The 22,038-nt window shown below is 33.4% G+C and carries 21 protein-coding genes; 14 read left to right on the top strand and 7 right to left on the bottom strand.

What is annotated here, in order from left to right:
- The first annotated feature begins 59 nt into the window (after nucleotides 1-59).
- The 3 genes from AW729_RS02490 to AW729_RS02480 all read left to right on the top strand — a co-directional run bounded on the left by AW729_RS02490 (nucleotide 60) and on the right by AW729_RS02480 (nucleotide 6,593).
- Nucleotides 60-4,898 (top strand): Ig-like domain repeat protein, encoded by a 4,839-nt coding sequence (locus tag AW729_RS02490; RefSeq protein ID WP_335645367.1) that lies wholly within the window; start codon nucleotides 60-62, stop codon nucleotides 4,896-4,898.
- A 156-nt stretch (nucleotides 4,899-5,054) separates the two neighbouring features.
- On the top strand, nucleotides 5,055-5,924 hold the full coding sequence (locus tag AW729_RS02485) for a radical SAM protein (protein ID WP_112123605.1): 870 nt from the start codon (nucleotides 5,055-5,057) through the stop codon (nucleotides 5,922-5,924).
- Between the two features lie 117 nt (nucleotides 5,925-6,041).
- Nucleotides 6,042-6,593: a DUF2284 domain-containing protein gene (locus tag AW729_RS02480; protein ID WP_112123604.1), complete on the top strand. Its 552-nt coding sequence runs from the start codon at nucleotides 6,042-6,044 to the stop codon at nucleotides 6,591-6,593.
- Between the two features lie 18 nt (nucleotides 6,594-6,611).
- Here AW729_RS02480 and AW729_RS02475 read toward each other — a convergent pair whose 3' ends face one another.
- The 3 genes from AW729_RS02475 to AW729_RS02465 all read right to left on the bottom strand — a co-directional run bounded on the left by AW729_RS02475 (nucleotide 6,612) and on the right by AW729_RS02465 (nucleotide 8,622).
- Nucleotides 6,612-7,133 carry a nitroreductase family protein gene (locus AW729_RS02475; RefSeq protein WP_112123603.1) on the bottom strand — a complete coding sequence of 174 codons (522 nt, stop codon included), beginning with the start codon at nucleotides 7,131-7,133 and terminating at the stop codon, nucleotides 6,612-6,614.
- Between the two features lie 34 nt (nucleotides 7,134-7,167).
- Entirely contained in the window at nucleotides 7,168-7,779 is a 612-nt protein-coding gene (locus tag AW729_RS02470) for an HAD family hydrolase (RefSeq protein WP_112123602.1), read from the bottom strand.
- A gap of 102 nt (nucleotides 7,780-7,881) precedes the next feature.
- Entirely contained in the window at nucleotides 7,882-8,622 is a 741-nt protein-coding gene (locus tag AW729_RS02465) for a 3-oxoacyl-ACP reductase family protein (protein WP_112123601.1), read from the bottom strand.
- A 259-nt stretch (nucleotides 8,623-8,881) separates the two neighbouring features.
- Here AW729_RS02465 and AW729_RS02460 point away from each other — a divergent pair, with 259 nt between their 5' ends.
- The 3 genes from AW729_RS02460 to AW729_RS02450 all read left to right on the top strand — a co-directional run bounded on the left by AW729_RS02460 (nucleotide 8,882) and on the right by AW729_RS02450 (nucleotide 10,761).
- Nucleotides 8,882-9,487 carry a hypothetical protein gene (locus AW729_RS02460; protein WP_112123600.1) on the top strand — a complete coding sequence of 202 codons (606 nt, stop codon included), beginning with the start codon at nucleotides 8,882-8,884 and terminating at the stop codon, nucleotides 9,485-9,487.
- 102 nt (nucleotides 9,488-9,589) lie between these two features.
- Nucleotides 9,590-10,438 (top strand): methanogenesis marker 8 protein, encoded by an 849-nt coding sequence (locus AW729_RS02455; RefSeq protein ID WP_112123599.1) that lies wholly within the window; start codon nucleotides 9,590-9,592, stop codon nucleotides 10,436-10,438.
- A 95-nt stretch (nucleotides 10,439-10,533) separates the two neighbouring features.
- The gene (locus tag AW729_RS02450; RefSeq protein WP_112123598.1) at nucleotides 10,534-10,761 is read left to right on the top strand and encodes a hypothetical protein; all 228 of its coding nucleotides are present in this window, start codon (nucleotides 10,534-10,536) and stop codon (nucleotides 10,759-10,761) included.
- A 21-nt stretch (nucleotides 10,762-10,782) separates the two neighbouring features.
- Here AW729_RS02450 and AW729_RS02445 read toward each other — a convergent pair whose 3' ends face one another.
- Nucleotides 10,783-11,307 (bottom strand): hypothetical protein, encoded by a 525-nt coding sequence (locus tag AW729_RS02445; protein ID WP_112123597.1) that lies wholly within the window; start codon nucleotides 11,305-11,307, stop codon nucleotides 10,783-10,785.
- Between the two features lie 106 nt (nucleotides 11,308-11,413).
- On the opposite strand from AW729_RS02445, the gene AW729_RS02440 reads away from it, so the two are divergent.
- The 3 genes from AW729_RS02440 to AW729_RS02430 all read left to right on the top strand — a co-directional run bounded on the left by AW729_RS02440 (nucleotide 11,414) and on the right by AW729_RS02430 (nucleotide 13,657).
- Nucleotides 11,414-11,920 carry a GNAT family N-acetyltransferase gene (locus tag AW729_RS02440; RefSeq protein WP_162685748.1) on the top strand — a complete coding sequence of 169 codons (507 nt, stop codon included), beginning with the start codon at nucleotides 11,414-11,416 and terminating at the stop codon, nucleotides 11,918-11,920.
- A 303-nt stretch (nucleotides 11,921-12,223) separates the two neighbouring features.
- The gene (locus AW729_RS02435) at nucleotides 12,224-13,162 is read left to right on the top strand and encodes a 3-hydroxyacyl-CoA dehydrogenase (RefSeq protein ID WP_112123595.1); all 939 of its coding nucleotides are present in this window, start codon (nucleotides 12,224-12,226) and stop codon (nucleotides 13,160-13,162) included.
- A 93-nt stretch (nucleotides 13,163-13,255) separates the two neighbouring features.
- Nucleotides 13,256-13,657: a nuclear transport factor 2 family protein gene (locus AW729_RS02430; RefSeq protein ID WP_112123594.1), complete on the top strand. Its 402-nt coding sequence runs from the start codon at nucleotides 13,256-13,258 to the stop codon at nucleotides 13,655-13,657.
- A gap of 133 nt (nucleotides 13,658-13,790) precedes the next feature.
- Here the strand turns inward: AW729_RS02430 and AW729_RS02425 are convergent, their stop codons facing one another.
- Nucleotides 13,791-15,260, bottom strand: coding sequence for a sodium-dependent transporter (locus AW729_RS02425; RefSeq protein ID WP_112123593.1), 1,470 nt, complete (start codon nucleotides 15,258-15,260; stop codon nucleotides 13,791-13,793).
- Nucleotides 15,261-15,542: 282 nt separating this feature from the next.
- On the opposite strand from AW729_RS02425, the gene AW729_RS02420 reads away from it, so the two are divergent.
- Nucleotides 15,543-16,151 carry a hypothetical protein gene (locus AW729_RS02420; RefSeq protein ID WP_112123592.1) on the top strand — a complete coding sequence of 203 codons (609 nt, stop codon included), beginning with the start codon at nucleotides 15,543-15,545 and terminating at the stop codon, nucleotides 16,149-16,151.
- A gap of 59 nt (nucleotides 16,152-16,210) precedes the next feature.
- Here AW729_RS02420 and mtaA read toward each other — a convergent pair whose 3' ends face one another.
- The gene (gene mtaA, locus AW729_RS02415; protein ID WP_112125217.1) at nucleotides 16,211-17,233 is read right to left on the bottom strand and encodes a methylcobamide:CoM methyltransferase MtaA; all 1,023 of its coding nucleotides are present in this window, start codon (nucleotides 17,231-17,233) and stop codon (nucleotides 16,211-16,213) included.
- Nucleotides 17,234-18,053: 820 nt separating this feature from the next.
- Between mtaA and AW729_RS02410 the strand changes: the two genes are divergently transcribed.
- The 3 genes from AW729_RS02410 (at nucleotide 18,054) to AW729_RS02400 (ending at nucleotide 20,855) form a co-directional block, all read left to right on the top strand.
- Nucleotides 18,054-19,589 carry a hypothetical protein gene (locus AW729_RS02410; protein ID WP_112123591.1) on the top strand — a complete coding sequence of 512 codons (1,536 nt, stop codon included), beginning with the start codon at nucleotides 18,054-18,056 and terminating at the stop codon, nucleotides 19,587-19,589.
- Nucleotides 19,590-19,813: 224 nt separating this feature from the next.
- Nucleotides 19,814-20,608, top strand: coding sequence for an ADP-ribosylglycohydrolase family protein (locus AW729_RS02405; RefSeq protein WP_204355191.1), 795 nt, complete (start codon nucleotides 19,814-19,816; stop codon nucleotides 20,606-20,608).
- Nucleotides 20,586-20,855 carry a hypothetical protein gene (locus tag AW729_RS02400; RefSeq protein ID WP_162685747.1) on the top strand — a complete coding sequence of 90 codons (270 nt, stop codon included), beginning with the start codon at nucleotides 20,586-20,588 and terminating at the stop codon, nucleotides 20,853-20,855. The genes AW729_RS02405 and AW729_RS02400 overlap by 23 nt, the downstream gene beginning before the upstream one ends.
- Before the next feature lie 66 nt (nucleotides 20,856-20,921).
- Here the strand turns inward: AW729_RS02400 and AW729_RS02395 are convergent, their stop codons facing one another.
- Nucleotides 20,922-21,245: a cupin domain-containing protein gene (locus AW729_RS02395; protein WP_112123589.1), complete on the bottom strand. Its 324-nt coding sequence runs from the start codon at nucleotides 21,243-21,245 to the stop codon at nucleotides 20,922-20,924.
- A gap of 156 nt (nucleotides 21,246-21,401) precedes the next feature.
- Between AW729_RS02395 and AW729_RS11150 the strand changes: the two genes are divergently transcribed.
- The gene (locus tag AW729_RS11150; protein ID WP_162685746.1) at nucleotides 21,402-22,010 is read left to right on the top strand and encodes a hypothetical protein; all 609 of its coding nucleotides are present in this window, start codon (nucleotides 21,402-21,404) and stop codon (nucleotides 22,008-22,010) included.
- The last annotated feature ends 28 nt before the right edge of the window (nucleotides 22,011-22,038 follow it).

The raw sequence follows: 22,038 nt of genomic DNA, 5'->3' as shown, positions 1-22,038 counted from the left end.
GCTTGAGCCGTATGTCATGAAAGTGACACGTACGGTTCTGAGGAGAGAAGGCGAGAGTAATCTTTCCGACTTATCCGACTATAAAAGAAAATATAATAAATGAAAAGAAAATAAACAAAAAAGAAGAAAACTTAAAAACCGCAAGCCAAACCCATGACGTAAGCAATTACGCTGAACTAAAAAATGCATTAAATAGTACAGATGAAGACGTAACTATAAACATTAACTCCAACATAACACTCCCAGCCAGTCCAACACTAAATACTAATATAAAGACTCTTACAATAAACGGAAACAGTTACACAATAAACGGAAATAACAAATACCGATTTTTAAACATAACAAGTAATCAAATGGTAAACATTAACAACATCACAATCACCAACTGTCATGCACAAGATCTTGGAGGTGCAATATACAACGAACGTGGTAACCTTACCATAAACAACTCCAACCTCACACAAAACACAGCAACAGGACAAAACAATGGATATGGAGGTGCAATATACAACAATGGTGGTACTCTTACCATAACAGACTCCAACCTCACACAAAACAACGTAACAGGACAATATGGAGTTGGAGGTGCAATATTCAACGACTATGGGGGTAATCTTACCATAACCGAATCCAACCTCACACAAAACACAGCAACAGGACAAATAGAAGGAGTTGGAGGTGCAATATACAACACTGGTAATCTTAACATAACACAATCCAACCTCACACAAAACAACGCAACAGGACAAGGACAAAATGGATATGGAGGTGCAATACACAACAATCGTGGTACTCTTAACATAACACAATCCAACCTCACACAAAACACAGCAACAGGACAAACTGAAGATGGAGTTGGAGGTGCAATATACAACTGGGAGGGTACTCTTCACATAAACAACACCAACCTCACACAAAACACAGCAACAGGACAAAATACTGGACGTGGAGGTGCAATATACAACAGGGGTAATCTTAACATAACACAATCCAACCTCACACAAAACAACGCAACAGGACAAACTGAAGATGGAGTTGGAGGTGCAATATACAACTACGTGGGAACTCTTACCATAACACAATCCAACCTCACACAAAACACAGCAACAGGACAAGGCTATGGATGGGGAGGTGCAATATACAACAATGGTACTCTTAACATAACACACTCCAACCTCACACAAAACACAGCAACAGGACAAGGACAAGATGGATATGGAATTGGAGGTGCAATATACAACAATGGTACTCTTAACATAACACACTCCAACCTCACACAAAACACCGCAACAGGACAAACATATGATGGATATGGAGGTGCAATATACAACGGTGGTACTCTTAACATAACACACTCCAACCTCACACAAAACACCGCAACAGGACAAACATATGATGGACGTGGAGGTGCAATATATGATGCATCATGGAGCATTTTAACTAGTATAACATCTTCTAATTTCATAAACAACACAGCACCATATGGTGCTGCAATATATGCCGATGGAAATGTAAGTTTTACAAGCAACACATTTAAAGAAAATACCGCAACAAACAATAAGGAAACAATAGATTTAAACGGATATTGGAATGGAATACATGAAGGCAATAATTATGAATCCACAGATATTGCACTTAAGGAAATAAAACTAAACATCAAAGATGATCAAACTATATTCCAACAAGGTGACGAAGTAGTTCTAAACTATAGTATACAACTAACAACTCCTATGAACTATTGGGACTTTGAAACAGGAATCAATGACATAACACTCTACATCAACAATGAAAAAAACAAGACAACAAAATATGAAAACACTACACTGACAGATTTACAACCAGGAACATATGAAATATACTATACCACATGTAACAGGCAATCAAACAAGGTAACATTTACAGTATATTATCCAGATACAGAATGTAATGTAACAAATTATACCCTGTTAGTACAAGCAATAGAAAATGCCACCAATAATCCATACACCAGTTATAAAATTAACCTACAACCAGGAGACTATAATGCAACACAAAGCATAAACTGGGAAAACTCAGCAACCCGGAAAATCATCATAAACGGTAACGGACAAACACTCAACGGACAAAAAACATACCAATTCATCAAAATAGCACAAGAACATAACTTAACACTCACGAACCTCACAATAACAAACTACACAGCAGAGGAGGGTGGTGCAATATACAACAGTGGTACTCTTAAAATTGACAATTCAATACTTGAATACAACAACGCAACACGGGGAGGAGCAATATACAACAATAATGGTGAGGCATTTATAGAATCCAATTACTTCATAGCTAATCCTTCACAAATGACTGAAACTGCTATAATAAATGATGGAACAGCAACAATAGAAAACAATGAAGGTGCTGAAACTTCCACTTACAATGGAACAATATACACAAACTCAACCTACACAGTTACAATAGAAGATAATAAGTTCTATGATAAACTCAATACAACAATCAACATATCTACAAATAACACCAATCCTGAAATAAATGATGTTATAAACATTACATTCACCTTAAAAGATCTGTTAGACAGGCCAATAATTGATGAAAATATTACTATCACAATAAAAGATTATACAACCAACAAGACAACAGATATAACCGGAACCACAAGTATAGAACACACTATAAAAAGCAATGAAACACTAATTAATGCAACATATCCAGGAAACAATAACTACAATACAAACACGACAACCCTACTAGTAACAGCACCTAAAATAGAAACAAAACTCATAGTCGATGATGCAGATACTAAAGTAGGACAAAACTTTACAATAACCGGAACACTACTCGACAAAGATAACCAACCATTATCGATAGAAACAGTAAACATAAGCGTTAATGGTTCAACAAAAACAGCCACCACAAACACAATGGGACAATTCAACACAACATTCACACTAGACCAGATGGGAGAATACCAGATAACCGTAATATATCCTGGAACTGATGTATACAATCAGTCAACCAACAACACGGCCAAAGTCACGGCAACCAAGACAGACACAAAACTAACACTAACAGTATCCAACGACACACCAGTAAACAACACACAAATTAATATAACAGCAACATTAACAGATACCACTGGTAACAAACTAGCAAATCAAAACATTACAATAAAAGTAAGTGATAAAACATTCACAGTTAAAACTAACAATAACGGTATAGCAACCCAAACCTACACACCAACCAAAGTAGAAAAACAAACAATCACCACAACATACAAAGGTGACAGCCAATATGTAAATAGCACGGCAACAACCACCATAACCGTTAAGAAGATTAACACTAAACTGACTGTTAAAGTATCCAACACTACACCAGTAAATAGCACGTCAATCACTATAACCGTAACACTCACAGATGCCGATAATAACAAACTAGCAAACCAGAACGTTACACTAAATGTTGCAGGTAAAACATTCAACCTTATAACCAATAGCAATGGTATAGCAACCCAAACATACACGCCAACCAAAGTAGAAAAACAAACAATCACAGCAACCTATAAAGGAGACAGCAAATACAACAACAGTACAGCAACAACCAACATCACAGTCAAAAAGATAAACACAAAACTGGATCTAAAAATATCCAACACCACACCAGTAAACAACACACCAATCAACATAACCGTAACACTAACAGATGCAGATAACAATAAACTTGCAAATCAACAAGTAACACTTAACATCAATGGAAAATCAGTAACGGCTAAAACAAACAATAATGGAATAGTAACACAAACATATACACCTACTAAAGTTGAAACACAAAACATAACCGCAACCTATAAAGGAGACAGCAGATACAACAACAGCACAAAAACCATCAAAATAACAGTCAAAAACAAGATAAAAACACAAACCACAGTTAACTCCGCTACTGGTGTTATAGGAGAAAAACTCACCATCAAAGCAACAGTAACCGATACAAACGGAGGTAATGTAAACGAAGGAAACCTCATATTCAAAGTAAACGGAGTAACAATAAAAGACAACGGAAAACTAACCGGTTCAAATAACCCACTCAAAATAAAAATAGTAAACGGAGTAGCAACAGCCACCATCATACCGGATATCAATATGACCAATGCTAAAAACATAACTGCATACTATGTGGGTACAACAATATACAATGCATCAACCAGTAGCCCGGCAAGTATTAACATATCCAAACGTAACGCTACAATAGAAGTAACTACAAACAAGAAGATAATCAAACAGGGACAAGTACTCAGGATAACCGCTAAAATCTATGACACCACCAATGGCAAAAAAACAAGTAACATTACCAAATACCAGGACGAATACGTATACTTCAAAGTAAACGGCATAACACTAAAAGACACAAATGGGGAAATGCTTAAAGTCAAGATAGTAAACGGCACGGCAACGGTAAACTACACCATACCTCTAGGAATATCCTGCGTAACGGATATGCAGACACTAACACCAAAAAATCACACCATACAAGTTGGACTCTACAACAAAAACTACCAGAACATCATGACAAAAACACCAACCTTCCAGGTGGAAAGATCAAACATAACAATAAACCTAGCCAACGCTACAATAAACAACAAGACACACACATTATCCATGAAAATCACGATCAAAGACTATCTCGGCAATGTAGTGGCCGGTCCTAACAAGTGTATTATAAAAGTAAATTGTGTAACACTTAAAAACGGTACCAATGTACAGTACTATTACACTACTGATGGAGTTTTAGACCTTAAAAACATACCGGTACCTCAATCTAAAAACTACACTAGTATAGAGGTTATTACACAGGATAGACTTGCATACAACTCACAGAGAAACACGACTAAAGTTATTAAAGTAATAAATTAATCATTCCCTATTTTCTTATTTTTTTTTTGTTTGGCAATTAATTATTTATATTGGATTATCATATTATTTAAATTATGAATAAAGTGATTTATTAGAAATATATCTTGTTTGAATTGAATCAATTTTATCTTATTGATTATGTTTTGAGTGGTTGATATGCATTATGTAAGTGTTAAGTCTATATTGTCAAAAAACAATGGTATGAATCTTTATCGTGGCTGTAGTCATGACTGTATTTATTGTGATTCAAGAAGTGATGTCTATAACATGAATCATAGCTTTAATGATATAGAGGTTAAAAAGAATTCACTTGAATTGCTCAAAAAAGCATTGAAAAACAAGAAGGAAAGGGTTATGATTGGCTTGGGCTCCATGACTGATCCGTATATACCATTGGAAGAAAAGCTCAACTACACTAGAGAAGCCATGAAGTTGGCATATATATACTCTCATGGATTTACATGCATAACAAAGTCCGACTTGATATTGCGTGACATGGATTTGATTAAAAAAATCAATGAAAAATCAAAGTTTGTAGTGCAGATGACTCTAACGTGTATTGATGATGATATCAGTAAGAAAATAGAGCCGAATGTATGTCCGACAACTAGACGGATAGAAGTATTAAGAAAGTTTCAGGAAAATAACATACCTATCGTTGTATGGATGACGCCGATACTTCCATATATAACGGATACATATGAGAATATTGATGGGCTCTTGGATGCATGCATCGACTTGGAGGTTAAGGGTATCATATGCTTCGGTATGGGCATGACTCTACGTGATGGAAATCGTGAATACTACTATAAAAGACTTGATGAACATTTTCCCGGTCTTAAAAGTCGTTACATAAAGGAATTTGCTAATAGTTATGGAATAGTAAGTCCCAATAATAAAAATCTTATGAGGATATTCAACAAAAAAACAAGAAATGCCGGAATTATGAATAATCCCAAGGAAATATTTGAGTACTTGCATGAGTTTCCGAAAGCCAATAAAAGTGTACAGACAAAATTATTCTAATCTTCCCCTCTTTTTTAATTAAACTTGTCCCAATTTAAAGTATAGTTAGCCTCTCTTATTTATGTCTGTGTAAATATACATTATAATCAGTAATTTAAGAAATGGTAGGCGTGTATTATGAATGATTATACCATAGAAAGATTTGAACGTACTGTGAGTATGGATGAATTTTATCCTAAATATGTTGACTTTGACTATACCGATTATAAGTGCAGCCAGTGTTCCAGCTATGAATACAAGTGGAGCTGTCCATCATTTGACTTTGACGTTGATGACATATGGACCGGATATGACAATATAAGGTTATATTTCATGAAGATAACGTTTACTGATGAATTTAAGAATAAAAACCTTTCATATGAAAAGTTCAGGGAAAATTCCAGAATGTTATTTCAAAGGGAAAAAAGAAAAATATTAAATAAAATGTTGGATGAGGAAAAAAGATTAAATGGATTATATTTAACCTGTGGACCATGCGCATTATGCATTCCATGTGAAAAGGTAAATTCAAATCCATGCAGGCATCCGGAACTTATGCGTTATGCCGTTGAATCTGTGGGTGTTAATGTTGTGGAGTGTGTCCGTGACTACTTCAACGTCGAGGCCCAATGGATAAGCCAAGATTCACGGCCGGATTACCATATCTTTCTAAATGCCATATTATACTAATGATGAGTTGATTGAATATTATTCTATACGTTGAATTTTGCCGTAGTCAATTTCATCCAGTGTATGTGCCGGCGGTCTAGTGTCATTTATTCCAAGGGATAGTATTCCCACTATCCTATACTTCTTATCAAGGTCTAGTAATTCTTTTATGTATTCTTCACTGTCTGTATTATCGGATGTGCTTCTAAGGTGGCTTTGTACCCAGCAGCTTGCCACGTTTTCACTTGTTGCCATCAAATCCATGTATGCCATTGCTATGGATGAATCCTCTATCCAAGTGTCGGCTTTATCGGAATCTGCTATTGTAACTATGGCACAGTCGGCATCTTCTATCATGGCTGAACCTGCACTTTTGGATTGGGATAATTTCTTGAGTACCTTTTTGTCTTTTACCACTATAAATTCACATGGCTTTCTGTTTCTGCTTGTTGGGGCCAGCAGTCCTGCCTGCAGTATCTTATTCAATTTTTCACTTGGGATGTTCTCATGAGTGTATTTGCGTATGCTTCTTCTTTTTAACATTATGTCCAATAATTCCATAATTATCACCAGTTGTTTATATCGTTTTCACGTGTTATAATTCAAGCAGTTTCTCTGCATAATCTATTATTGCAAGGGGGTATGTGTTAGTAAATGCATCCTCGTTACCTTGACCCCATTTTACAATGACCACATCTATATCAACGTTAACTGCTGTTTGAATATCGGTACATCTGTCACCGATATATACAATCTCATCATTATCATATGATTCATTATCCAGTATTCTGTTAATCATCTCTGGATCAGGTTTGGCCTTGGAACCCATTTCGTATCCGACGACATACTTGAAGTCAATGTTTGGAAATATATTCCTGGTTAGCTCTTCAAGTTGTGACTGCAGCCTGTTAGAGCATATGGCCAGAGTACAGCCATCATCCTGCAATTTTTCCAATGTTTCTTTAATGCCCGGATATGCCAAAGTATTTTTAAGCGGACTGTTTTCATATTCTATCGCGTATGTCTTCAATACCTCTTCATCATGGGTCATTGAATTGATGAAGTCCTCAAAGTCGATATCCTCCAGGCGTTCAAATTCATAAATGTCCCTATTATGCTTAGCTAATGCCTGATTATATGCTAATACGGAGTCATAAAACGTATTTACCAGTGTTCCATCAAAGTCAAAAATGTATAATTTCTTCATATGCTTATATATGTTTCAATGACTTAAATAATATGCGAGAAAAGTATGTGGATAAAAAGTTTGTAGTTTATAAAAAAGGATGGAGGGGAATATTGTATATACTTATTGCAGTACAAATCCACCGTTAGGTGATATTACCTGACCTGTTAGGTATGGTGCTTCTAGGATATATCCTAATGCTCCTGCTATGTCTGATACATCACCGATTCTGCCGATAGGTATTGTTGCAGCAAGTGCATTTAATTCATCCTGGTTTACTCCACGTAGCATGTCGGTCATAATCATACCCGGTGCGATGGCATTTACACGTACTTTTCTGGATGCAAATTCAAGTGCCAATGCACGTACTAATCCGATTACTCCAGTTTTTGCTGCACAGTAGTCTGCCTGGTTTATTACACCGGTCAATCCACCTACTGATGCGGTACATACGATTGATGTTTCACGGTCTACCATGTATGGAAGACATAAGTGGCTCATGTGCATCATACTTACTAGGTTTGTGTTGATAACTCTTTCATAGTCTTCCGGCTGTAGGTCTATGAAGTTACAGTTGTTTGTTATTCCTGCGTTGTTTACGAGTGCATCGATTTGGTCGCCGAATTTCTCGACTGTAGCTTCCACCAGTTTTTGACAGTCTTCAAATTTACTTACGTCAGCCTGTACTGCTATTGCATCCACGCCATATTCCGCTTTGATTTCTTCTATTAAATCTTCTGTTAATTGTTTTGAGGAGTCACTTCTGTAGTTGATTGCAACGTTATATCCTAGTTCTCCTAGTTTAAGTGCCATTGCTTTTCCTATTCCTCTTGATCCGCCTGTTATTATTGCATTTTTTGCCATATTTTATCTCTCCATAAAATTAATCTATAATAATTTTTATTATATTAATCAATAGTTTATAATTATTTCTTATTAAATATTTCCATATTTTATCATATTTTATAATGATATGATTATGGCTAATTAGCAAATAACCAAGTTTAGCATTTCCAAAAGTATGCATCCATCAACGCAAATAAAAAGATAATCAATAAGATTATATAATTGAATGATATACTAAATATTATAAACTCAAAAAAAATTAATGGTGGAACAATCAATGGATAGGAAAATAATCATAACGTTCATGATGATATTTGTATTTATATTAACATTATCATCAGTATCAGCATTTACCGCCGAAGAACAGAAGATACTTGACTCCAAGTACGACTTTTATCCGTCAGACTTCATATTCGAATACAATGGATACAATTCAACAAGCTATGAAGGAGATACTGGATTAAGAGGAGCATATGTAAACAATACAGTAGATAATATGACATATTATGTCCCCGTGGAATATGTACGAACTTTTGCATGGTTTACTCAAAACTCATTTGCTCTTGATGATCATATAGACGTAAAACATAGCTTAATTGTAGATGGTCGTGCATATGATTGCATACTACTTGGAATGTTTAAGAAGGACGGCTCCGAGATACCAAAACTGGACGTTAAGTCTAAGAGTCTAACCAAAGACCAAAGATCATACTTTGATGATTATGAAGCGGCCCGTGATGAGTATTACCAGGAGCAGAATCAATATGCGCTAGAAGACATAGAAGACAATACTAGAAGGGCAAGCAGTAGTAAAGAAAGTAATAAAGGCCATTATGGCTATTATTACGGAACAAATGGTAGGGGTATAATATACTCACGATAAATCCCACTTTTTCTATTTTTTACACATTTTAAGAACTTAAATATCATCCATTTAAATATAAATCATATCAGACATATAATATATAATTAATATGGTGATTTGATGAGTGAAGATAAACATGTAATAGAGGCATTGGGCAAGGCCCGAATTGTAATAAAGGATGGTGAAGTAGTCAGCATTGATGAGCCAATGATTGACTACTGTCCGATATTTGGAAAATATCACAATATAGAACATATAACAAAGGATGACATTAGAAAAAACATTGAATATCGTATAAAGGACTTTGGAATGTGTACCAAGGATAGAAAGTTAAGAATGGGTGACATGCTCTCTGTAGGTATATCCGAGATACTAAGAAGCAATCTCAAACTTGGAAATATCGACTGTGTAGTCGGTGCATGTGAAGGTACAGGTACGCTGATAATGAACGAAGCCGATCTTGTCCAGGGAGTAGGTGGCAGAGTATCAGGACTGCTAAGTACAACACCAATACCCGAGATAATAGAACAGGTAGGAGAGGATAATGTATTAGATCCTGAAACGGCTGAGTTAAATCAGTTAAAAGGATTAAAAATGGCTATCGATAAGGGTTATAAAAATATTGCCATCACCATTATTCCATGTGAAATGATAAAGCAAATAAGAGAATATCCTCTACCCGATGATGTTAATGTATATATCTTTGTAGCACATACTACGGCAATTACAGAAGAATTAGCAAATATGGTCTTTGAATGTGCTGATATAGTAACGGCATGTGCTTCACGTGAGATAATTAATCTGGCCCAAATTAAAAAGCCATGCTATTATGGAACAGCTGTACCGATACTTGCCGTCAGTAACGACGGCAGGAAGTTTCTTGATGCACGTCTAAAAGATGTTGGAAAAAAACCCAGTGTCAATGAATATCCATTGGATGAGGATAACTTCGCCCGTAAATTAATATAATCCATGTAAACAATAAGGATGATAATGATTTAATCATAAGTTTTAAATACTATCCTTCAATTAAGTAGTAATGTAATATTTATGGGAGGATAAACGTGGATTATAAGAGGATATTTTGGAATCCAATAGCATTTTTCATTAGCCTGTTGATGAGTCTTATAATGCCCCTGATATTTGCTATACCTAATGGAATGCCATTTGAGGTATGTCTATTATGGTGGCCTGTTAGGTGGGTTGTAGCATATTTCATCGTAACGTTATTTGTTAATAGGATTTCATTCAAATTGGCTCAGAAAGTCTTTGGATTCAAGCCAGGTTTTTAAACAAAACCATATTTCTTTTTTTTATTTTACCCTGAAATCTATTTTTTCATCATATACAAGTTTATAGAAGTTATTCTGCATGTTGAATATCTCATGATTGTACTTTTTGTTGAGAATTGCATATTCATCATCACTTATAATTTTATTGTTTAGATTTATTCTGGTGTATATTATACTGCTTAAAAGTTCAAACAGATTATGGGAAAATGCAATTATTGAATTTATCTTCTCAGAATCCAAAAGTTGGCCTGTGTTTTTATCCAATGCTTTAATAAGATCTGATTCTATTATCAAAAATAGGTCAAGTATCATGGATTCAACCGAGGTATAGTTGAAGAATATGTCATTGAATGCATGGTTGTCGGTTATGAAGGAGGATGTCTTTGGCAGAAACTGATTTCTCGTATAATTTATCAGGCCATAGATGTTTATTGATTTGTCAAAGAAGTTTTCATCATTCATGTTTAAGTCAATATCATTTAATGAGGCGTTTATGTTTTTTAATGTTTGGGTTATCTGCTTTAGTGAATTGTCATAGTCATTCATTATAACACATCCTATTTTTTCTGGGTAAACTTATGTTTTCTTATTTCTATAGATATTTATTAATATCTTTTTGTACTTAAATAATGTCATGAATTCTAGGACAAATATGAAATTATTAAGGCCAGCACTTGAATATGCTCATGATATTAAGGAGTTTAGGGATGATTTTTTATCTGCCGGTGAAGATGTAATCAATGGTGGTGAACTATTGGATAGTATGGATTCCATAGATAAATGGATTGAATATGTATCAAATAATAGCTCCTGTGACACTGTATCGGCTGATTGGGTTTTAACGGACACTTATCTGGCAATTGTTGATGAAAGAATTGTGGGAGTCATCTGTTTAAGGCATTGTTTGAATGATTTTTTAAAAGATTTTGGTCATATTGCATTCAGCGTTCGTCCCCATGATAGGAAAAAAGGTTATGCTACAGTGATGCTTTCCATGATACTCATAGAGGCAAGAAATCTTGGGATGAAAAAGGTTAAGTTATCGGCTGAAATGGATAATGTTGCTTCAATCAAGACTATTGTCAATAATGGTGGGGTTTATAGTTATACATTTGATTTTGATGGCCGGAAAGCCGTTTCATATATCATTAAGTTATGATGCTATTTTTTCATCAAAATATTTTTTCATTATATAAACCTTTGCATTTTTTTAATGTTTTTTTATGGCTATGAGTTAGTTTTGTTAAATTTCAATAAATATCGTCATTTTATGATTTTGGTTATGATATTCTTATATTCATATACATTGTTTTATTATATGTGTTATCATTTTGAGTGTTTATTATTATTCTATTAATTTTTAATAATTCCATTATTAATCATTAACAATCGTGATAAATTATTTATACTAAAAGATATATACTATAGTATACAAAATATAATATAATGTGAGGTATTAAACATGTCAATACAAAATGTAACCGTAGCGGGCGGAGGAGTGCTTGGAAGTCAAATAGCATTCCAAAGTGCTTTCTGCGGTTTTAACGTGAAAATTTGGTTAAGAAGTGAATCTTCAATAGAAAGAGCACAGCCAAAAATCGATAGACTAAATGACATATACCTACAAACCTTAGAAGCAATGAAAACAAATCCATTGGCATATTGTAGGGGATTCACAGATAAAAAGAAATTATCTGACGAAGAAATAGACCAATTAAAAGCCAACGTATGCAAGGCATATGAAAACATAGACATGACAACAAGCTACAAGGAAGCTGCAGAAGATGCTGACTTAATAATTGAAGCAATAGCGGAAGATCCGCAACAAAAGATACCATTCTATGAACAATTGGCAAAATACATGCCTGAAAAAACAATATTGGTCACAAACTCCTCTACATTACTGCCAAGTACATTTGCCAAGTACACCGGAAGACCAGAAAAATACCTGGCACTACACTTTGCAAATGAAATATGGAAAAACAACACTGCAGAGGTAATGGGACATTCACAAACTGATGAAAAATACTACGAAGAAGTAGCTCAGTTTGCACAAGACATAAACATGGTGCCACTAAGGCTTAAGAAAGAACAGCCAGGTTACATATTAAATTCAATGCTAGTACCATTTTTAAGTGCAGCAGAAGCATTATATGCAACCGATGTAGCAGATCCGGAAACAATAGACTTAACATGGAAATTAGCTACCGGTGCACCTGCAGGACCATTTGCCATACTGGATGTAGTAGGTTTAACTACAGCATATAATATAGTGATGATGAATCCTGAAGTAAACAATCCGGAATCAGTTCATGCAAAAATTGCAGCTAAACTAAAAGAAAAAATTGATGCTGGAAAAACAGGAGTAAATGCAGGAGAGGGTTTCTACAAATACGATTAAATAAAAAATTAAACCTTTTTTATTTTCCTTAAACCCCCCTCTCTTTTACCTGTTTTCCACTATTTCCAAATAAAATATATAAGAGGAATTATAATGGGAGATACTATTAAATTAAAATTTGACGATAACTTTGAAGGCGAAGAAAAAGAAGTACTGAATAAACTAATATGCTTAACAAGATCAATTTGTAAAAAAGACATAAAAAACATGTCCAAATTACTGCATCATAAGTTCATCCTTGTAAGAGGTTCAGGAAGAAAAGAATTAAAGCAAGAATTCCTGAGAGATATAAGAAAAGATGTATTACATTATGTTGAAGCGACCATAAAGAATCCAAAGATAAATGTAGACGGAGATCACGCTACTATAGACGTGAAAATATACATCAAGACAAGACTTTCGGGTGCTCAGGTTATATGGGACCTAAAGAGTCACTTCATTCTTAAGAAAAAAGAAGAAGAAGGATGGTTATTTAGAGAGTGGGACACAACATAAACAACTCATCCCATTTAATTCTTCTTCACAATCCAAAAAACTATTTTTAAATAAATCAATTAATAATATTATTGTAATTTGCTATGACTTGCAAATTTCACAGCAAAAAAAATTAAAAAAAAAGGTTAGGGTTTTATCTGGCTTTTAGTTTTGTTAACGTAAACGGTACGGCCACGATAATAACTGCTATCAACAGTTGGATGATAATCTCAACACTATTCTGACTGTTTAACAAGTCAAAGATTCCAATAATCCACATGATTGATAGAAATACCGGCATGATATATTTGATTACTGTAACCCATGTTCTTCCAATCTTAACAGTGGAATGTTCATTGAGAACGGGAATTAGCTTATCTACACCATAAATCCATCCAAATATCACGGCCTGTAATATAACTGCCAGTAGTATACCAAACTGATTTATAAAGCTGTCGGCAATTGTCAGGACATAATTACCTGAAGCAGTGGTAAATACCAGGGATAATATAAATCCAAAGATACAAAGCAGTGTCACACTTCTTGCACGACTTATTCTAAACTTTCTTGAAACTGCTAGACACATCGGCTCAAGAAATGCCAGTGCTGATGTAACGCCCGCAAAGAATACGCACAGGAAGAATATTGGTGCAATGACATAAGCCATATCTCCCATTACATTAAATATCTCCGGAAATACCACAAATAATAATCCCGTACCGCTGGTAGCTATCTGTTCAATAGGTAAACCACTTGTAAATGACATGAATCCAAGTATGCTAAATACACCAAGGGAAGTAAATAGCTCGAAGCCGGAATTTGCAGCTACAACCACCAATACATTATCAACCAATCTGGAATTCTCCGGAAGATAACCTGCATAGGTTACAGCTATAGCCTGACCCATTGACAGTGAAAAAATTATCTGACCAAATGCTGCAAGCCATATGTTAATATCCAACAGCAAACTCCAATTAGGATTCAAAAGTGCCTTTATACCAATATCCATGCCGGGCAGTGTAAATGAATAGAACACTATAATTGCCATCATAATAAACAGTAGTGGAATTAATATGTTTACTACCTTACTAATACCCTTATCCAAGGCCTTATGGGATATGTACCATATCAGTAGCCATACGAATATCGTGGCAGCCAATGTAATTATAACCGGTGTGAATACGTTATTCAGGTTATTTGCTCCAACTATAATATGTGTGTTGAAAAACATGTCCGGATTTGTTGTCCAACCTTTTGTAAAGCTTATAAGCAGATAGATCAAATCCCATGCCATTATAACAACATAGTAAGTCAGCACCAGAAATACAAGAAAAGCCGTAATCCATCCAAGTATTTCCAGTTGTGGTCTTATCTTCTTTAGAATATTTGACAATGAATTCTTGAACTTGGCACCCAAACCATATTCAAGAATCAAAAATGGAATACCCATTATAAATATTGCCACAAAGTACGGTATCAGAAATGCTCCTCCACCATTGGAGTAAAGAACATAACTGAATCGCCATATATTTCCAAGACCAACAGCGGCTCCAATCATAGCCATTAAAAAGGAAAATCTGCTTTTCCATTGGTATTCATTATTGTTATCTGATAAATTCGACATCTGTATACCTCACTATTAATACTATATATGTAATTAACATTTAATAAAAATTGACTTTGAGGTATATGAATAATGGACATCTTCTACGATAATTAATTGATGCTATATCAATCAATAACCGCTTAAATAAATAAGATTTTCATATCATTTTCTGATTTTAACAGTTGTTAAGTTTAAGATGCTTAGCTATGGGATGTATAAATTTTTTTTTCAAATGAGTGAAGGGATATCTTTTTCTTAATCTTTGAAAATATTATTAATTGATTCATACAAAGTATAATTATGGAGGTGTTTAGTATAAAAAAATTTGTCAAGGACATATTCAACAAGGGCAATTTTAAGGATTACTTCAAGAGAAACAAGGTATTTCTATTGGTATCAGTAATCGTATTGATATTATCTGTATACTCCGGTTTTACAGACACACATTCATATGCAGCATTCAGTAAATATTCAATGACTAATATGATATTATCAAACATGCATGTAAGCACATTCAGTGCTAACTTCCTTACATCCTTTATTAATACACTAATATATTATCTGTCAATGATTGTTATGGGACTTACATTTTCTGTAATGGCCATGCTGTCATTTGTAGCAAATGCTGTATCAATAGGATTTTTATTCAATCAGAATATGAATAACATAAATCTTCTGCTTCCGCAGTCAATATTTACTTTGATTGGCAGTGTATTTGCCATGTGTGGAGCATTTCTGGTTACTAAGATGGAAGTCAGATTCATAGCATACGTGTCAAATTCAAAGAAAAATCCACTAGATAGACTTAAAGCGCCACTTAAGGATTTAATATTATCTATTGTTATAATGTTGTTATTTGTCATTATTTATTCGGTATTAAATGCAATTTTGGTACCTATGATGATTTAAAATAGATTTATTCTAATTTTAACTCTTTTTTTTAGAAAAAATAGAAAAGGTGGGGTGGTTTAGTGTTCTTCAATTCCAAAATATTCGTTTCTGGCATTGACCATGGCTTGGATATTGGCTAGTGGACTTGCAGCTGCAATACCACAGCTTGGTGCTACTACATCCACACCTTTTTCCAGTGCCTGTAGAACTTCTTGTCTTACCTCTTCAGGTGTTCCCCTATATAATGTCTTACTGGTAGATATATTACCGCATACCTGTGATATGTCTCCAAGACTATGTTTTACTGCCTGTGCATCTCTCATATCCACTGCTTCTTCAATGCTTATACCATTGTATCCACATGACAGCATGTCTTTTAGCATGTTCTTTACGTGTCCACATATGTGAAGTACATTTTGTGACTTCATTTTCTCTTCTATATCTTCAAGTGCGGGACGTGATAATTGCTGGAAATCAAGAGGACTTAATAAATCCCCTGAAGATGTTGGATCTGCTACACATATTATGTCTGGTTTAACTTCATTTAATACTTTGATATATGCCATCACGGCCTCTGCTGCTACATCTATTGCGGCTTCAACCCCATAGTAATCGGTATTGATCATCTTCAATATTTCCTCTACTCCTATCATATGTCCTGCTACCGTAAATGGTCCGGTTATACCTACACATACCGGAAGGTTGTCATATCTTTCATGTAATATTTCTACGGCTTCACATATTACTGGTATTCTTCCTCTTTCTTCAAAGTCATCGGGTATTTCTATTTCTCGTGGATTATCAAATGGGGATTTTACTACTTCAGGGGTTCTAGCCCCTTGACCTAAGTCGACTTCACATCCCATTGATTCTGCTTCAACGGCTAGACAGAATGGTATTTTTGCATCTTCCAGTCCGGCCAATTCATATAATGAAGCACCAAGTGTTGCCATTTGTTCCGGATTTTTATGTGCCTCCGGCCAGGAGGTATTTGTCAGTTCCATTGCATCTAGTATACCTGATTGGGTAACTGTTATCACGGGGGTAATGTCTACTTCTTTACCATTTAACACATCCTCTAGATTTTTTTTATAATTAATTGTCATTTTGACTCACTCCTATAATTCTTTTTTATTTTACAAATTAGAGTATAATTCTAATACTATATAAATTATAAATTATTATTACAAATTGTTTTAGGGTTATATCAGTTTAAACGCTTTTTTGATTTTTCTGTGTTTAATTATAATATTTTTTATAAAAATGAGTAGAATTAGTCATTGATTAAAAAAATGATTTATCAATAATTATATTTTAATCGGGAACTAATACATTAATTATTTAGTTGTTAAATTCATTTAATAAAATTGTAACTATTTTTGAAAAAAATAATATAACTATGTTATTAGAAACAATCATAGAATTAACTATATATAATGGAAGTCATATAACTTTAAGTATGAGATGAATAATTAATGATTTGGTCGTTTTTAAATAAATTTAAACTGAATTAATATTTTTTTAAATATAACTAAATTAATTATTCACTTAAGCTAATCGCCAATCACTTGTTATATCTGTTAATTAAATTTCATTTATTCTATAAAACACTATTTAAATATTTAATAATCCTAGGTACAATTGTATCTTAATTATAATGGATATTTAAAGCTAAACTCATTTTTATTTAATTAATTGCATAATATGATGAATTGGATAATTATAATTGAATTATAATGAGAAAATATATATTGATTATTATTATTCTTTGTATGAAAGACTTAAAAAAAGAAATCATATGTAAATCTTTATATTTAATTGATTTAAATAACTATAATTATAGAAACATAATTATAGATATTCAATTACTATTTAATATGGTGAATATCCAGTCATAATTTTATTAAAGGGGTGAATTCAATGAATGATCCAAATAATAATAAGGGGGATACTCCTCAAAATAATAATGGCAACAATCCAAATCAACAAATGAATAATAACGGGAATTATAATCCACAAAATAATTATAATCCACAAAATAATTATAATCCACAAAATAATTATAATCCTCAAAATAATATGGATGAAAATTCAATCATCACAGGATTATTTTATAAGTTTGACAGAAAACAAAATATGTATAGAATAGCAAAAACAAAAACAATATCCATAGCATTATTTTTCTTCATGTTACTATTTGGACTATGGGCAACATATGATACATATGGATACCTAGAAGGATGGGATTTTTTCGGAGCTTTAATATTGGCATTGATAGTTACAATTCCAGTATTCGTCATAGGATTCATCATTGGAAAACTAATGGAAGATAATAATGCTCCTAATATGCAATACAATCCTCAGATGCCAAATAATCAGTATAATCCACAAATGCCTAATATGCAATACAATCAGCAGATATCTAACAATCAGTATAATCCACAAATGCCTAATATGCAATACAATCCGCAGATGCCAAATAATCAATATAACCCGCAGATGCCTGAACAACAAATATCTAATCTGGATTATATTCCACCAAATAACCAACCAGTTCCAAATACACCTAATAATCAAGTACCAAACGATGACTTCCAAAGAGTAAACACTCAAGAAGCAACAAACACACTATCCAATGTTGACAATACCCAGCATTATTATAATCCACCAACCGAAAATAACCAAGAAGAAATCCAAAATATAAATGATATGGAAGATACAATTATCCAAGAAAAATCCAATGATGATTTAAATATTGAACAAAATCCTTCTGAAGATATTCCACAAGAAAGTATAACTGATAATCCAAACGCTGATGAAAACATTGCCGATAGCATGGATGATAACCCTACAGAAGCATATTATAATATGGATAATCTCGGTACAAATCATGATACTGTCGAGAAGGCAACCGCATACTGGCTAGGTGAAAGATTCCAGTCAGAATACAAGCCACCATTTACAATGTACATATTTGACAATGCAGAGGATGCAGAAAAAGCACTTCTTGAGTTGCCTTATATACACAAGGCAATAGATACAGGAAAACTGATTTGTGATGAAGTATTCATCTACGGTTATTACAAGGTAGCCGATGCAAATTACGAAGCGATAATATGTGGAAAGGACTTGACTTATGAACAGTTCACGCAGGCAGAAAAAGCTTTTGAAAAATACGGCGGTAAACGTAAAAACAACCTCGAACCAGAAAAGACAAGTGAAAATATACAACAACAACCATCAGATAACAACACTCAAAATAAAGAAAGCAGCGTAAAGTTCAGGGAAAAGATAACCAAAGATCAGTTCACATATGAATGTTATGATGCAGACAACAAAAATGACGCACTGGAATTTCTAAAACAGCAGGATGTAAATCAGAGATTATATTACATCTGTGTATACACACCGGAAGGTGATTATGGTAAAGACATTGATGGAGTCTACCAAATGTAGAATCCATCACCATTTAACTTTTTTAAAACATATTTACCCCCTCTATTTCCAATATCTTATTTTAATTATGTTGAAATATATATTATTTATTAGATTAATCTATTTTATTATAGTATTTAATAATATTAAATAAATACGATAATCAATATAAAAAATTAAAACATTTAAATACTTAATTATCCTATATAATAATGAATAAAAAATATATTATGGAAGATGCTAATATGAAAGGAATAATAGGTGCTATATGCGGTGATATAATCGGTTCATCATATGAGTTTCATCCAGTAAAAACTAAGGACTTTGATTTATTTCCTAGTAATTCCAGATTCACTGATGATACCGTTATGACATTAGCTGTTGCAAATTGGTTACTACTAGATTTAAACCTCACTAAAAATGTTCTAATAAGTCAAATGCAGATACTTGGTTCAGAGTATCCACGGGCCGGCTATGGGGGACGATTTTCAACTTGGCTGACGGATGAAAAACCTGAAGCATACAACAGTTGGGGAAATGGATCTGCCATGCGTGTTAGTCCAGTAGCATGGTATGCAAGTACCTTGGATGACTGTATACAATTGGCCAAGTTATCTGCCGAAGTTACACATAATCATCCCGAAGGTATTAAAGGAGCAGTATCTACAGCATCAGCCATATTCATGGCAAGAAATGATTATTCCAAGGATGAGATTAAAGATTACATTGAAAATAATTACGGCTATGATCTATCAACAGCACTGGAGGATATTCGTCCTAATTATTCATTTGAAGTATCCTGTCAAAAATCAGTTCCCCAGGCATTAAGATGCTTTTTGGAGGCTGACAGTTATGAGGACACAATAAGAAATGCAGTATCTTTGGGTGGTGACGCTGATACTCAGGCAGCCATTGCAGGTTCAGTTGCAGCAGCTTATTACAGTGTTCCTAGTACGATATGTCAGTTCTGTATATCCAAGTTAGATCCTAGATTACATCAGATATTCAGGGAATTTAATGAAAAGACGCTGGGTGATTAGTGTGCCATCAGAATCATTTAATGAAGACCAGGCATATGAGGTTATGGATGGGGTACTTGATATCGAAGAGTGTGAAGACCCAGATGCCGTTGCTGATATAATTAATGAGGAGTATATTAACAATCCAAATAACATTAATTACAGAAACGATTATGCTGATAAAAAAGAGGATGGTATATTAGATAATAAGATAATTTGGTGTTGTCTAATAATTTTTATCATTTTTATCTTTTCTCTAACATTCTAATCTTTAATCTAACTTTTTTTATTTATTTTATAATATGGAACGGTTTTTTATCTGATTTTTCTAAAATCACTGTGATTTTATCATTGTTAAAATCATTTTTACTTTTGTGTTTGCATGTAATGCATGCGGTATATTGGCAGGCATTATAATTATTTCACCTTTATTGAGTGAATATTCAGCCTTATCAATTGTTATTGTTAAACTACCATCAACAACCTGTACCAATGCATCAAATGGTGCACTATGTTCGCTTAATCCCTCATTCTCATCAAAAGCAAACAGTGTAACGTTACCTGTTTCTTTCTTAATTATCTCGGTACTCACTACTGATTTTTCCTGATAATCAATGAGTGATTCAATGTTTATTATTTCTGCCGTGTTTAAACTCAACGTATCACCTTCAATAAATATATAATACTTATTATATTCAATGTTTACCTTAAATTTTTTTCACTATTCTAGTGACAAAAGGATTATTATCATTGAATAACATTTATATATTCATTTTTAAAAAAGTTTAATATAATAAGCATTAAAGGTTAAATTATGGAGTATACATTTATACTGATACTGATTATATATTGTTTAGCGTGGTTTGTAGGGCCTGTCTTATCCAATAAACTAGGCTTTTCAAAGAAAATATATATTAACAGTACATTCAATAGGTTAAAAGCCAAGTATCTTGGTTATTTGATAATATTCTTTTCAGTAATAATCTTATTATTGGAGTATAACAATTTAAAGGGTGTTAACCTATACAATACTTTGATACCGGTTGTTTGTATGTTGTTATTTGCTGTCTTCTTGATATTCAGAAATGATGTCTTGAACTTAAAATACTCATGTGAAGATGGTAATGACACGTATTATCTGGACTTTGTGAATATGGGAATTGTTCCCATTATAATCATATCATTGTTGATAAATCTAACGGTGTTCAACAATACGATATTGATTATATTGGTTATGCTTGCTGTATTTGTTGAGTTAATAGTTCTTGTAATTAGTTTATATCCGGATAAGTTACAGAATTATTTCATATTAAGGAAACATTCCTTTGATTACAGGCAATTTGCTACAATCATAGTTGTATTGTCTTTAATACCTGTAGTAATACTGTTTACATTGATTATCTTATTAACATATATATTTTAAACTCTTTTTTATCCATTTTTTTTAATTA

This window comes from Methanosphaera sp. BMS (assembly GCF_003268005.1).
In the GTDB taxonomy this organism is placed as follows: Archaea; Methanobacteriota; Methanobacteria; order Methanobacteriales; family Methanobacteriaceae; genus Methanosphaera.
This window is presented reverse-complemented; position numbering and strand designations above follow the sequence as displayed.